General features: G+C 69.2%; 11 protein-coding genes. 7 read left to right on the plus strand and 4 right to left on the minus strand.

Annotated elements, in window-relative coordinates:
• Positions 1-38: 38 nt before the first annotated feature.
• From nadC to nadA, 3 genes are read right to left on the minus strand one after another with little or no spacing between them, the layout of a single operon-like run.
• A complete protein-coding gene (nadC, locus tag NJQ98_RS15565; protein ID WP_262180331.1) occupies positions 39-884 on the minus strand; it encodes a carboxylating nicotinate-nucleotide diphosphorylase in 846 nt (281 codons plus the stop codon).
• Positions 884-2,389, minus strand: coding sequence for an L-aspartate oxidase (locus NJQ98_RS15570; RefSeq protein ID WP_348533579.1), 1,506 nt, complete (start codon positions 2,387-2,389; stop codon positions 884-886). The genes nadC and NJQ98_RS15570 overlap by 1 nt, the downstream gene beginning before the upstream one ends.
• Complete coding sequence (nadA, locus tag NJQ98_RS15575) at positions 2,386-3,507, minus strand: quinolinate synthase NadA (RefSeq protein WP_262180334.1); 1,122 nt, start codon at positions 3,505-3,507, stop codon at positions 2,386-2,388. The genes NJQ98_RS15570 and nadA overlap by 4 nt, the downstream gene beginning before the upstream one ends.
• A 238-nt stretch (positions 3,508-3,745) precedes the next feature.
• Between nadA and hmgA the strand changes: the two genes are divergently transcribed.
• The 6 genes from hmgA (at position 3,746) to NJQ98_RS15605 (ending at position 11,005) form a co-directional block, all read left to right on the plus strand.
• Entirely contained in the window at positions 3,746-4,957 is a 1,212-nt protein-coding gene (hmgA, locus tag NJQ98_RS15580) for a hydroxymethylglutaryl-CoA reductase (NADPH) (RefSeq protein WP_262180336.1), read from the plus strand.
• Between the two features lie 84 nt (positions 4,958-5,041).
• Positions 5,042-5,530, plus strand: a complete 489-nt coding sequence (locus NJQ98_RS15585) for an Lrp/AsnC family transcriptional regulator (protein WP_262180338.1) — start codon at positions 5,042-5,044, stop codon at positions 5,528-5,530.
• 151 nt (positions 5,531-5,681) lie between these two features.
• Positions 5,682-6,143 (plus strand): NAD-binding protein, encoded by a 462-nt coding sequence (locus tag NJQ98_RS15590; RefSeq protein ID WP_262180340.1) that lies wholly within the window; start codon positions 5,682-5,684, stop codon positions 6,141-6,143.
• The gene (locus NJQ98_RS15595; protein WP_262180342.1) at positions 6,140-8,314 is read left to right on the plus strand and encodes a universal stress protein; all 2,175 of its coding nucleotides are present in this window, start codon (positions 6,140-6,142) and stop codon (positions 8,312-8,314) included. Before NJQ98_RS15590 ends, NJQ98_RS15595 begins: the two co-directional genes overlap by 4 nt.
• Before the next feature lie 41 nt (positions 8,315-8,355).
• Positions 8,356-8,868: a gamma carbonic anhydrase family protein gene (locus NJQ98_RS15600; RefSeq protein WP_262180344.1), complete on the plus strand. Its 513-nt coding sequence runs from the start codon at positions 8,356-8,358 to the stop codon at positions 8,866-8,868.
• Positions 8,869-9,070: 202 nt separating this feature from the next.
• Entirely contained in the window at positions 9,071-11,005 is a 1,935-nt protein-coding gene (locus NJQ98_RS15605; RefSeq protein ID WP_262180346.1) for a glutamate-cysteine ligase family protein, read from the plus strand.
• Here the strand turns inward: NJQ98_RS15605 and NJQ98_RS15610 are convergent, their stop codons facing one another.
• Positions 11,006-11,797 (minus strand): hypothetical protein, encoded by a 792-nt coding sequence (locus NJQ98_RS15610; protein ID WP_262180348.1) that lies wholly within the window; start codon positions 11,795-11,797, stop codon positions 11,006-11,008.
• Positions 11,798-11,827: 30 nt separating this feature from the next.
• Here NJQ98_RS15610 and NJQ98_RS15615 point away from each other — a divergent pair, with 30 nt between their 5' ends.
• Complete coding sequence (locus NJQ98_RS15615; protein ID WP_262180350.1) at positions 11,828-12,301, plus strand: redoxin domain-containing protein; 474 nt, start codon at positions 11,828-11,830, stop codon at positions 12,299-12,301.
• Positions 12,302-12,326 lie beyond the last annotated feature (25 nt).

Here is a 12,326-nt window from a genome sequence, read left to right on the forward strand (position 1 = left end):
GGTGTCCCGTCGGTCGGTGTCGGTGAAAAGCCCCCTGCTCACCCCGTCCGAAACGACAGGTCGAGCGTCGGCGCGGAGTGCGTGAGCGACCCCATCGAGACGATGTCGACGCCCGTCGCGGCGTAGTCGGGCACCGATTCGACCGTGATTCCGCCGCTGGCCTCGGTGAGCGTCCCGCCGTCGGCCTCTGCCACGAGTTCGACGGCCCGCTCGGTCTCGGCGGGTGTCATGTTGTCGAGCAGGACGATATCGGCGCCCAGCTCGGCGGCCCGGGGGGCGTCCTCGACTGACTCGACCTCGACGTCGAGCTTGGTGGCGAAGGAGGTCCGCTCGCTGAAGTGGTCGATAGCGCCGGCCAGCCCCATCTCGGCGACGTGGTTGTCCTTGACCATCACCATGTGCGAGAGGTCGAGGCGGTGGGTATCGCCGCCGCCGGCCGCGACGGCCCGCTTCTCGACGCCGCGGAGCCCGGGGGTGGTCTTGCGGGTGCCGGCGATAGCGGTGTCCGCGGAGACGCTCCGGGCGGCGTCGACGGCCGCCGCCGTCCTCGTGGCGATACCCGACGCGTGGCCGACCACGTTGACGGCGACGCGTTCGCCGCGCAGCACGTCGCGAGCGGGCCCCGCGACTTCGAGGACCACGTCGCCGGGCTCGATTCGGTCGCCGGCTTCGACCCGCTCGGCGGTTCCACCGCCCCGCTCCGGGGCGCTTCGCACCTCGCAGCCGAGATAGTCGAACACCGCTCGCGCGGCGTCCAGCCCGGCGACGGTTCCGCCCTCCTTCGCCACCAGACGGCCCTCGGTCTCGCCCGGCACGTCGTTGGTCACGTCGTGGTGACCCACGTCCTCGCGGAGCCACCGTTCGACGTCGGCGTCGGTGATCATCAGTCCGCGGCGGGCTCCGGGGCGCTCCCGACGAGGTTGTGGGTCCCCACGGACTCGCCGTTCTCGCTGGCGTGGCGCGCGACCAGCAGCGCCGTCACGCTGGCGTGACGCAGCTCGTACAGCGACCGGCTGGTCCGGGTGCGGACGTAGGCGTCGACCTCGCCCTTGAGCCGGCGGAGCAGCGCCATCGCCGTCCCGAGTTCGTCGGGGTCCCGTTCGACGCCCAGTTGCTCGTCCATCACGCGGCGCAGGCGGTGCATCTTGTCGGCCGCGAACCGGTCGGGGAGGTCGGGGTCCCGCTCCAGCAGGTCGGGGGCCTCTATCGGCTCGACGGACCTGCCGGCGGCGTCCTCGCCGGCCCGGAGGCCCCAGACCAGCCCTTCGAGCAGGGAGGTCGAGGCGAGGCGGTTCGCCCCGTGGACGCCCGTCCGGGAACACTCCCCGACGGCGTAGAGGCGGTCGAGCGTGGTCCGGCCGCGGTCGTCGACCGCGACCCCGCCACAGAGGAAGTGTTCGGCGGGCGCGACCGGGATGCCCCGGTCGTAGTCGATGCCGTGTTCCTCGCACCGTTCTGCCAGCCCGGGGAACGCCGCGGCGAAGTCGAGCGGCGAGACGTCGAGCAGTACCTCGCCGGTGGCCTCGCGTTCGGCCGCCACCGCGCGGGCGACCACGTCGCGGGGCGCGAGCTCGGCGTCGTCGTGGTACTCCGGCATGAACCGCTCGCCGTCGCCGTTGCGGAGCAGTCCGCCCTCGCCGCGGACGGCCTCGCTGACGAGGAACACGCCGCCGTCGCTCCCGTCGGGGAGCGCGACGGTCGGGTGGAACTGGACGTACTCCATGTCCGCCACGTCCGCGCCCGCGAGCGCGGCCATGGCGATGCCGTCGCCGGTGGCCATATCGGGGTTCGTCGTCCGCGGGTAGAGCTCGCCGATGCCGCCGGTGGCGAGGACGACGCTCCCGGCGTAGTGGGGACGGACCTCGCCGTCGGATTCCAGCATCGCGCCGTGGACCCGGCCCTCGTGGCGGACGAGTTCCAGGGCGGCGGTGTCGTCCCGTATCTCGACGCCGTCGTGGGCGTCGAGGTAGTTCAGGAACGGGACGTGGATGTGCTTGCCCGTCGCGGCGTCCACGTGGAGGATGCGGTCCTCGCTGTGGGCGGCCTCGCGGGCGAAGTCGAGCCCGTCGCCGTCCGCGTCGAAGTCGACTGCCAAGGTGTCAAGCAGCACGTCCTCGACGGCGTCGTTGGCGTTCTCGACGAGCACGTCGACGGCCTCGGGGTCGGCGGTGCCGTCGCTCGCGGCGACGATGTCCTGTTTGAACTGCTCGGGGTGGTCCCGCGAGACGGCGATGCCGCCCTGGGCCCACCACGAGGAGGCCCCCTCGGGGCGGGTGGCCTTCGTCGCCACGGTCACGTCGCTGCCCTCGCGTACCGCGCCCAGCGCGGCCGCCAGCCCGGCGATGCCGGAGCCGACGACGAGCACGTCTGACGTTTCACTCATGGTCATATCTCCAGCATCCTATCGAGCGCGACCTGTGCCAGTTCCTTCTCCTCGGGCGCGACCTCGATGACGTTGCGCTCGCGCCCCTCGACGAGTTCCTCCAGCACCCACGTCAGGTAGTTGGGGTCTATCTGGCGCATCGCGTTGCAGTCCATGCAGGCGTCGCCACAGAGCGGCACGACGTTCACCTCGGGGTGCCACCGCTGGAGGTGGTGGGTGAGGTGAATCTCGGTGCCGATGGCCCACGTCTCGCTCGGTTCGGCCTCGGCCACTTTCTCGCAGATGGTCGCCGTGGACCCGCTCACGTCCGCGGCCTCGACGACCTCGCGGCGGCATTCGGGGTGGACGATGACGTTCGCCTCGGGGTGCTCCTCGCGGATTCCCTCGACGTGGCTCTCACGGAACCGCTCGTGGACCTGGCAGTATCCCTCCCAGAGGATGACGTCGTTCTCGACGGCCTCGGCGGCGGTGGTCCCCTCGGGGTCCCAGGGGTCCCAGTCGACGATTTCCTCTTCCATCCCCAAGCGGTGGGCGGTGTTCTCCCCCAGGTGTTTGTCCGGCAGGAACAGGACCTTATCGCCCCGCTCTAGGGCGTACTCGAAGGCCTCGTGGGCGTTCGAGGACGTACAGACAAGCCCGCCCTGCTCGGCGCAGAAGGCCTTCAGGTCGGCGTAGCTGTTCATGTACGTGACGGGGATGATGTCCTCGTCGGTCTCAGCGGTGAGTTCGGCCCACGCGGCGTCGACCTGGAGCGCCTCGGCCATCCCGGCCATGGGACAGGACGCCTCCATCGACGGGAGGATGACGCTCTGGCTGTCGTCCGTGATGATGTCGGCGGACTCGGCCATGAACGTCACGCCGCCGAAGACGACGTAGTCGGCGTCGGCGGCCGCGGCCTCCTTGCTCAGCTGGTAGGAGTCCCCGACGAAGTCCGCGTGTTCGACGATTTCCCGGCGCTGGTAGTTGTGCCCCAGGATGACCACGTCGTCGCCCAGTGTTTCGAGCGCCGCCTCGATGCGCTCGGTCCGTTCGTCGTCCCCGAGCTCCCGATAGGCCGGTGGGAGCTGTTCGAGGTTGTCGTATTTGAAGAGACTGAGGTCGGTATCGAACTCAGCCGTTTCCATTGCGGGCAAAGTGGACCCTCCTATAGGTGGCTAGTCGTTCGGACCCCTCTATTGAAAAATTTTTGCCTTCAATACATTCCGATGGGGAAAATCCTAGGTCGGTATCGGCCTTTGTCGAATTTTGGTATGTGGTAGCAACTGACACGATGCCGTCGCCGAGCACCTCCGGGCCGGCCGTCTCCCCGGATCGGCCACCGGCAAGAGCAACTGTTAGGGGGCCGGCCCGCAACCGGCCTGTATGACAGACGCCGAGACGCTCGCCCGGCAGGTACGGGACGGCGAGTTGCGCCTCTACGAACTGGAAGACCACGCCGACGCCGAGACGGCCGCCGCCGCTCGCCGGCGGCTCTTGCGGGAGGAAACCGGCGCCGACCTCTCGACGGTGGGGGAGTACGCCTTCGACGCCGCCGACGCCGACAGCAACATCGAAAACATGGTCGGTGCGGCCCAGATACCGATGGGCGTCGTCGGACCGTTGCCCGTCGACGGCGGGGCCGCCGACGGCGAGCACTACCTGCCGCTGGCGACGACGGAGGGGGCCCTGCTCGCGAGCGTCAACCGCGGCGTCTCGACGATTCGCCACGCCGGCGGCGCGACGGCGAGGGTTCTCAAGTCAGGGATGACGCGCGCGCCGGTGTTCAAGGTAGACGACGTGGCGGCGGCCGGCGAGGTGTCTGCGTGGGTCCGCGAACACGTCGACGAACTGGCCGAGGCCGCCGAATCGACGACCAGTCACGGCGAACTCCAGGACGTGACGCCCTACGTCGTCGGCGACAGCGTCTTCCTCCGGTTTTCCTACGACACGAAGGACGCGATGGGGATGAACATGGCCACCATCGCCACCGAGGCGGCCTGCGAACTCGTCGAAAGCGAGACGCCCGCCGACCTCGTCGCCCTCTCGGGTAACCTCTGTTCGGACAAGAAGCCCGCCGCCATCAACGCCGTCGAAGGCCGCGGGCGGACGGTGTCGGCGGACGTGCTGATTCCCCACGAGCAGGTCGAGGAGCGCCTGGACACGACGACGGCGGCCATCGCCGAGGCGAACACGAGAAAGAACCTGGTCGGGTCGGCGAAAGCGGGCGCGCTGGGGTTCAACGCCCACGCCGCGAACGTGGTCGCCGCCGCCTTCCTCGCGCTGGGCCAGGACGCCGCCCAGGTCGTCGAGGGGTCGAACACCATCACGACCGTCGACGCCCGCGAGGAGGGGCTGTACGCCTCGGTGACGCTGGCGTCGCTGGAGGTGGGTACCGTCGGCGGCGGCACCTCGCTGCCGACCCAGTCCGAGGCCCTGGACGTGCTGGGCTACGCCGGCGGCGGCGACCCGGCCGGGAGCAACGCCGACGCGCTCGCGGAGGTCATCGCCGCGGGCGTCCTGGCCGGCGAGCTCTCCCTGCTCGCGGCGCTGTCCTCGCGGCATCTCTCCTCGGCCCACGCCGAACTCGGCCGGTAGGTCACGCCACTGTGCCGGGTCGCCGGCCGCTGTCGGTGTACCACGAGTGCGAACTTTTGTGCCATCCCCCGCAAACGGACGTATATGGCCGATTCGGAGTATCCGATAGACGACCTCGACAGACAGATTATCCACGCGCTCCAGCGCGACGCGCGCCACACGTCCGCGAGCGAGATAGCGGAGTCACTGGACGTCTCGGCCCGGACCGTCCGGAACCGAATCAGCAACCTGGAGGAGGCCAACGTCATCCGGGGGTACGACGTCGACGTGGACTACGAGGCCGCCGGCTACCAGCTACACACGCTCATTGTCTGTACGGCGCCGATTCACGAGCGCGAGGAGATAACCCAGCGGGCCCTCGACGTGGACGGCGTCGTCGCCATCCGCGAGGTGATGACCGGCGCCGACAACGTCCACGTCGAGGTGGTCGGCGTCGACGGCAACGACCTCAGCCGCATCGGTCGCGACCTCAACGATATCGGACTGGAGGTCGTCGACGAGGACCTCATCCGCAACGAGTACACGCGGCCGTTCCACCAGTTCAGCACGGAGTCGGATGTCGATGATAAATAGGGATATATTTCCGACAATCTTCCTATAGAGCACGTCTATTTCTGAAACGGAATTCAAACCCAACTCTTTATCCGCTTCCGGAACCTATGCTGGGTACTGACTGCGCGGTGCGACGGCCCCGGCCGTCCGACGCCGCCGGTTCCCACACAATATGACGCTCCGAACCCGCCTCGAAGGACCCCTCGCCGGCTCGCCAGCGCCGTCGCTGCTCGTCGTCACCGACAGCTACGTCGGGACCACGCTCGCCGCTGACTACGAGTCCGTGGCCGACGTCGGCCTCGTCACTGACAGCGAGCGCGTCGCCAAACGCGCTCCCGACGGCGTCAGGACCGACGTCGGCGACCTGACGGCCCCCGAGACACTCGCTGCCGGCTCCGAGGCGACCGTCGCGGTGGTCGCCGTCGGGCGGGACCGACGGGCACTGCTGGTGACACAGCTGCTCCGGACGCAGTTCGATATCGGTTCCGTCGTCGTCCTGCTCAACGACCCCGAGCGACACGACGTCGTCGACGACGTGGCGACCCACGTCGTCTGCGGGTCGAGCTGTCTCTCCGGCGAACTCGGTGCCGCTCTCGAACAGACGCTCCCGGAACCATCGGAATCCCATTCATGACGAAAAATCTCGAACGCGACCTCGGCCTCCCCTCAGTTCTGGCTATCAGCATCGGCGCGATGATCGGCAGCGGCATCTTCATCCTCCCGGCACTGGCGCTGAAAATCGCCGGCCCGGCCGTCATCGTCGCCTACGCGCTGGCCGGTCTGCTCGTCGTTCCGGCCGCCCTCTCGAAGTCGGAGATGGCGACAGCGATGCCCGAAGCCGGCGGGACCTACATCTACATCGAGCGCGGCATGGGGCCGCTGCTTGGCACCATCGCCGGCGTCGGCACGTGGTTCTCGCTGTCGTTCAAGGGCGCGCTGGCGCTGGTCGGCGGCGTCCCCTATCTCCTCTTGCTCTTTGACCTCCCGCTGAAACCGGTCGCGCTGGCGCTGGCTGGGGCGCTCATCCTCATCAACATCGTCGGCGCCAAACAGACGGGCCGGCTCCAGGTCGGCATCGTCATCGTGATGCTCGCGGCGCTGGGCTGGTTCGCCGCCGGCAGCGCCCCCAGCGTGCAGTCGGCCAACTACGCGAACTTCTTCGCGGACGGTATCGGCGGCCTGCTGGCGGCGACCGGGCTGGTGTTCGTCTCGTATGCCGGCGTCACCAAGGTCGCGAGCGTCGCCGAGGAGGTCGAGGACCCGGGCAAGAACATCCCGCTCGGCATCCTCGGCTCGCTCGTGTTCACGACGCTCCTGTACGTCGCCATCGTGGCCGTCCTCGTCGGCGTGACCGACCCCGGCAGCGTCGCCGGCTCGCTCACCCCGGTCGCGGTCGCCGCGGAGGCGACGATGGGACAGCTCGGCGTCATCGCGGTCATCCTCGCGGCCATCCTCGCGCTGGTCTCGACGGCCAACGCGGGCATCCTCTCCTCGTCGCGGTACCCCTTCGCGATGAGCCGGGACAAGCTCGCGCCGCCGTCGCTCTCGGAGGTCAGCGAGCGGTTCGGGACGCCCCTGAACTCCATCACGCTCACCGGCGCGGTGTTGCTAGTACTCATCGCCTTCGTCCCGATACTGGACATCGCAAAGCTCGCGAGCGCGTTCCAGATAATGGTATTTGCGCTCATCAACGTCGCCGTCGTCGCCTTCCGCGAGGGGTCGGCGGAGTACGAACCGGAGTTCACCTCGCCGCTGTACCCGTGGATGCAGATATTCGGCGCCGTCACCGGCGCGCTGTTGCTCACGCAGATGGGGACCGTCGCGCTGGTGGGCGCCGTCGTCATCGTCGTCGGCAGCGTCGCCTGGTACTTCGCCTACGTCCGCCAGCGGGTCGACCGCGAGGGCGCGGCGACCGACGCCATCCGCCGCCAGGTCGGCCGTGAGGCGCTGACGGACGTCGAATCGGCCATCGAGACCAACCCCAACGAGGTGCTCGTCGCCCTGACGAAAAACGACGGCAGCGCACGCGAACGGGCGCTGGTCGCGCTGGCTGCGGACCTCGTCCGGCCCGACGACGGGCGCGTCGTTGCGGTCCGGTTCCAGGAGGTGCCCGACCAGGTCCCCCTGACCGACGACATGACGGCCCAGTCCTCGGCCGACATCTCCTTCGAGACGCGGACGGAGGCCCTGGCCGACGAACTCGACGTCGAGGTCGAGGCCGACGAAATCGTCAGCCACGACACGAAACACGCCATCGTCAACTACGCGGACCACCGCGGGGTCGACACCATCGTGGCCGAACACGAACCCCTCAGGCTCCGGTCCCGAATCGGCGGCGACCCCATCGACTGGGTCGTTCGACACGCCCACTGTGACGTGTTGCTCGTCGACAACCTGGGGTATAACGGCCCGAAGGAAATCGCACTCTCCGGCGACGGCGGTCCGTACCCGCCGCTGGCCGTGAAAGTCGCCGGCGACATCGCCCAGGCCAACCGCGGCAGCGTCTCGCTGTGGCACCCGGGCAACGGGAGCGACGTGCAACAGCAGACTGTCACCGACTACCAGTCCGAACTGTCGTCGATGCTCTCGGTCCCGGTGCGGTCGGAGGCGTTCCGGACCGACGGGGGCGCCCCGCCCCGACCGGACGTGTTGGTGCGCCGCGGCGCCGACCAGCGCCTCCGCAACGCCGTGCTGGACGACGGCCCGACCGTCCCGAACCCCGGCTGTACGACCGTCACGGTGTACCCCCACGAGTCGCGCCGCCCCGGCCTCGGCCGGCGGCTGCTCGAACGGCTGACCTATTAGACGACCGGTATCTTTTCGGACGCGCCACTCCCGATATCCGTATGGACAGTCGCGAGTACGAGTTCGAGGGAGCCGAACCCGATATCCACGGATACGCCCACGTCAGCCGCGAATCGACGGTCGTCGGTGACGTGCGTATCGGCCCGAACGCCAACGTCTGGCCGGGGGCGGTGCTCCGGGGCGACGTCGGCGCCGTGGAAGTCGGCCGCGAGTCGGCCATCGGCGACGGCGCCGTCCTCCACGCGTCGACCGTCGGCGAGAAGGTGATGGTCGGCCACGGGGCCGTCCTGAACGACACCGAGGTGAACGACGGCGCCCTCATCGGGTTCAACTCCACGGTCAGCGACGCTATCATCGGCCGGGGCTCCATCGTCGCGATGGGGACCGTCGTCCCGCCGGGCTACGAGGTGCCCCCCGAGTCGTTCGTCCGGGGGAGCCCCGCACAGGTGACGCCCCTGTCGGAGACGACAATCGACCCCGACGAAGTGTTCGAGGCCTTTTCCTCGGGGGACTACGCGAATCTGGCTGCGCGACACGGGGACCTATTTGAGTAGTGCGAGGCGTCGAGCGCAGCGAGACGCCTCGAAACGGAACGGCGAACAGCGTGAGCCGTGGAGTCGGGTGAAGTACTGAGCGCAGCGAGACGCCTCGAAACGACGCAGGACCGGGGGGAACCGCGGGTCCGCCGCCGGTGCCCGCCCGCACTCCGATTGCTGGACGGGGCACTTATAATGCAAGAGCCGCCACAGTTGCTCCATGGACGATATCGTCGACCTGGTGCGCCGCTCGCTGGCCGATGCGACTGACGAGGAGTTCACCGACCGGGTCGACGCACAGGCCGCGGAACTTCGCCGGGCTATCGCCGCCGGCGAGTTCGACAACGAGGCCTTCTCGGTCGGCCTGGAAGTCGAGCTGTACGCGATAAACAGCGTGCCGGAGCCGCCCGAACCCGAGGGCGATGAGGACGAGGAAGACGACGCGGACGCTTCGGAACGGGACGAGAGCGACCTCGACGACGACCTCTCGGGCGGTGGCGGCGGGTCGTCGTGGGACGGCTCGCTGGAGCCGCAGTCGTCGTCCGGCGGGAGCGGTGCCTCCCTGGAGCCGGACAACGAGACGCCGCCGCCCGAGGAACCCGGCGGTGGGGCCGACGACGGAAGCGCGGACGACGCCACTGACGACGACTTCGGCCCCGGCGAGGGCCCATCCCTCGACGTGGACCCGGACAGCCCGCTCGCGCCTGACGACCCCGAGGACGTCGACCCCGAGGAACCCGAACCGGCGGTCGAGGCCGAAGCCGAGAGTGAGGACGACGAGCCGTACATGGACCCCGAGGCGTGGGAGGGGCGGCTCACCCGGCTCCCGGACGTGGTGTTCGAGGGCGAGGCCAACAAGGAGCTGGGGCTGCACAACGCCGAGATAAACACCGAGCCCAACAGCTTCGACGGCGCGGGGATGGAGGTCCAGACCACGGCCGTCGAGATGCACACCAAGCAGGCCCGACAGCAGGCGAGCAAGCACAACTGCGAGCTGGTGTTGGACGCGATGTGGACGATTCCGCCCGAGGAGGGCGGCGAGGAATACCTCTCGGCCCACGAGGAGCGCGACGGCGTCGTCCTGGCGGACAACATGCGCCAGGCGCCGCGGTACGTCGCGCTGGATAACGAGGCGCTCCAACACGCCGGCGGGTCTATCGACTTCTCCGTGCCGGGCTACGAGGGGGACTTTCCCACGATTCTGTTCGAGTCGCTGGCCACCTCGATTCAGCCCCACCTCCAGATTCCCGACAGCGACGCGTTCCCGACGTACTACAACGCGGCTATCCGGACACTGGGGCCGCTGCTCGCGCTGTCCGTGAACTCGCCGTTCCTGCCCGCCGACTTCTATCCCGACGACACCGACGGCGAGTGGCTCTGTGCCAACACCGACCACGAACTGCGCATCGCGGCGTTCGAGCAGTCGGTCAACACGAGCGAGAGCCCGAAGGTGCGGGTCCCACGGGACATCGACACCGTCGAGGACGTGGTCGACCGGGTCGTGGCCGACGACCTCTTTGGCCCGTTCCTGCGGGAGTGGCTCGACGACAGCGAGCGCGGGAGCCTCGAGGACCGCATCTGGGAGTTCGACCACAAGCGGGGGACCTACTGGCGGTGGCTCCGCTGTGTCGTCGGCGGGACGCCGGTCGAGGGCGCCAGCGACGAGCGCTCCCTGCGCATCGAGTACCGCCCGCTGCCGACCCAGCCCCACGTCAAGGATATGATCGGCCTACAGGCGCTGACGGTCGGACTCATCCGCGGGCTCGTCGTCGCGGACCACCCGGTGACGGAGCTGCCCTGGCGGGAGGCCGAGCGGAGCTTCTACGCCGCCGCCGCGGACGGGCTCGACGCCGACCTCTCGTGGGTGACCGTCGACGGCGAGCGCACCACCGACCACGGGGTCATCTTCGACGAGCTGTTCCGGTTCGCCCGGCTGGGACTCGAAGAACAGGGGATTCCCGGGGCCCGCATCGACGAGTACCTCGAACCCATCGAGGAGCGCTACGCCGCCGGTGAGACGCCGAGTTCCTGGAAGATAGACCGCGTGCGGGCGGGGCTGGACGACGGGCACGACCTCGATACGGCTATCGCCGAGATGCAGCGGGCGTACTTCGAGCGGTCCCGCGACCACCACGCCTTCGCGGAGTGGCTGTGACTACGTCTCCCGCTCGGTGAACCACTCGGGCATCACCGCGGTCCCCTCGCCGGTCCAGACCCGAAAGCGCACCGTCCGGACGGTCCCGCCGGCGTAGCGCTCCCGGTGGTCCATCGCGCGGACGATGCCGTTCCCGTCGACGTACAGCGTCGAGTTGGCCGCCACTATCGTCCGGGACCCCGGCCGCGAAAGGGTCGAGTCGGTCGTGTTCGCCCGCAACACCGCCATTTCGGTCCCGTTGCGGGTGACCGTGTCAGTCCGTTCGTAGACGAGCCCGGCGACGTGGCGCTGGAGGACGAACCGGCCGGAGGCGCTGTCGACGTATGGGAGCTCCCAGCCGCCGGGGCTGACCCGGACGCTCCCGTCCGCGCGGCGCTCGTACCGGCGGCCGTCGGCCACCACCGCTTCGTCGGTCGTGTCAGTCACATGCCGGACCCGGGTCCGCTTCCCGTCGCGGTCGACCCACACGTCGGTCGTTGAGAGGTTCCCGCCGACCACCACGCGCCGGTGGAAGTCCCGGGTCGACAGCGCTGCCCGGTGGTCCGCGATGATGCGGCCGACCGCGGGCGTGCCGTCGGCCGTCACCGGGAGCGAGAGCTCCGGGGCCGACGCCGTCGGTACGGGCGCCGGCGTGAGCTCCGGGGTGTCGGACGACGTGTCGCCGCCGAAGGCGCCGCTACAGCCGGCCAGGACGACGACGGCGAGGACGAGCATCCGACGCACGCGTGCTTCTTCGGGCCGGCGTGACAAGTAGACCGAGGAATCGGGCAGCCCGCGCCGACGGACCACCATTTATCCGGTGCCCGCCCGTATGCAACATCGATGGTATCCACAGGCGATTCCGCACCCGACATCTCCGCGACGGTCGCGAACGGAGAGGTAGAGGCGTTCGAACTGTCCGACCACCTGGGCGACGGCCCGGTCGTGCTCGCGTTCTTCCCCGGCGCGTTCACCCCGCCGTGTTCCAACGAGATGGTGGCGCTGCAGGAACACCTCGACGACTTCGAGGCCGCCGGCGCGACGATTCTGGGCGTCAGCGCCGACTCGGCGTTCTCGCAGAACGCCTTCCGCGAGGAACACGGGCTGGAGTTCTCGCTGGTCAGCGACATGGGCCGCGACGCCATCGACGCCTACGGCGTCCGAATCGACATCGAGGACCTCGGCCTGCTGGGCGTCGCCAACCGCTCGGTGTTCGTCCTCGACGACGACGGCGAGGTCACCTACAGCTGGGTCGCCGACGACCCGACCAACGAGCCGGACTACGAGGAGCTGCTCGACGCCGCCGAGAGCGCCTGAACGCGAGCGAGAGCGCTTTTCTGTG

It is taken from the genome of Haloarcula laminariae (assembly GCF_025457605.1).
Taxonomy (GTDB): domain Archaea; phylum Halobacteriota; class Halobacteria; order Halobacteriales; family Haloarculaceae; genus Haloarcula; species Haloarcula laminariae.

Excerpts from the sequence above, each read along its gene's own strand:
- nadC (WP_262180331.1), bottom strand. The coding sequence starts at position 884 with ATGATCACCGACGCCGACGTCGAACGGTGGCTCCGCGAGGACGTGGGT.
- NJQ98_RS15600 (WP_262180344.1), top strand. The coding sequence starts at position 8,356 with ATGGACAGTCGCGAGTACGAGTTCGAGGGAGCCGAACCCGATATCCAC.
- nadA (WP_262180334.1), bottom strand. The coding sequence starts at position 3,507 with ATGGAAACGGCTGAGTTCGATACCGACCTCAGTCTCTTCAAATACGAC.
- NJQ98_RS15605 (WP_262180346.1), top strand. The coding sequence starts at position 9,071 with ATGGACGATATCGTCGACCTGGTGCGCCGCTCGCTGGCCGATGCGACT.
- NJQ98_RS15570 (WP_348533579.1), bottom strand. The coding sequence starts at position 2,389 with ATGACCATGAGTGAAACGTCAGACGTGCTCGTCGTCGGCTCCGGCATC.
- NJQ98_RS15585 (WP_262180338.1), top strand. The coding sequence starts at position 5,042 with ATGGCCGATTCGGAGTATCCGATAGACGACCTCGACAGACAGATTATC.
- NJQ98_RS15610 (WP_262180348.1), bottom strand. The coding sequence starts at position 11,797 with ATGGTGGTCCGTCGGCGCGGGCTGCCCGATTCCTCGGTCTACTTGTCA.
- hmgA (WP_262180336.1), top strand. The coding sequence starts at position 3,746 with ATGACAGACGCCGAGACGCTCGCCCGGCAGGTACGGGACGGCGAGTTG.
- NJQ98_RS15590 (WP_262180340.1), top strand. The coding sequence starts at position 5,682 with ATGACGCTCCGAACCCGCCTCGAAGGACCCCTCGCCGGCTCGCCAGCG.
- NJQ98_RS15595 (WP_262180342.1), top strand. The coding sequence starts at position 6,140 with ATGACGAAAAATCTCGAACGCGACCTCGGCCTCCCCTCAGTTCTGGCT.
- NJQ98_RS15615 (WP_262180350.1), top strand. The coding sequence starts at position 11,828 with ATGGTATCCACAGGCGATTCCGCACCCGACATCTCCGCGACGGTCGCG.